The organism is Methylobacterium variabile (assembly GCF_001043975.1).
Classification (GTDB): Bacteria; Pseudomonadota; Alphaproteobacteria; order Rhizobiales; family Beijerinckiaceae; genus Methylobacterium; species Methylobacterium variabile.
Genome location: NZ_LABY01000483.1, coordinates 1 through 717 on the forward strand (window position 1 = coordinate 1; position 717 = coordinate 717).

Annotated in this window: 1 pseudogene; it reads right to left on the bottom strand. The window is 72.1% G+C overall.

Annotation, left to right across the window (positions count from 1 at the left end):
* Positions 1 to 393 (bottom strand): annotated as a pseudogene (locus tag VQ02_RS34030) (IS5 family transposase); the annotation flags it as partial.
* Between the last annotated feature and the right edge of the window lie 324 nt (positions 394 to 717).

A 717-nucleotide genomic window follows, 5' to 3' on the forward strand; every position in this document is an offset into this window, starting at 1 on the left:
GCCTCGCCCGCACCCTCGACCGTGCCCTCACCCCCCGATGGCGCCAGACCGGCGCGCACCGGCGGCGTGCTGGTGGGCGCGCACTACCGTCGCGTCCACGAAGTGCAGGTCCCAGTCGAGGTCGCCGCGGGCATCGGCCTGCGCCTGCAGACGCTGCAGCACCCGGTCGAACACACCGGCCTTGCGCCAGCGGTAGAACCGGCTCGACACGGTCCCAACCGCCCCGTAGCGCGCTGGCAGATCCTCCCAGGGCGCGCCGGTGCGCAGGATCCAGAGCATGCCGTTGAGCACCTGGCGGTGATCCACCGCAGGACGGCCAGTGTGCGGCTTCTGCGGCGGTAGCAGGGGGGCGATCTGCTCCCACTGCGCGTCGGTCAGTTCAAAGCGTCGCATCCCGGTCACGTGGGGGCTCACCCCGCCCGTGTGAACCCCTTTGCAGAGACGCCCTAGTCGCTGCGCTCCCCGAACCCGCTGTGCGGTTTCGGCCCTGCCGGGTGACGATCCCATCGCGCGGCCCTTCGGAAAGGACTGCGACTGTGCCTCACGGCCGGGCAGCAGGCGACCTGAAGGAGGGCTTCAGCCGTACAGTCCCTCCACCCGGAGCCGAGCGAGGAGATGGCGGGCCTGCTCCTGGGCCGCCGCGTCCCGCTTCCCCTCGTCGAAGCCGTGCGCGAACATCGGCAGGAGCCGGCTCGTCGCCCGCGCCATCGCCGAGCC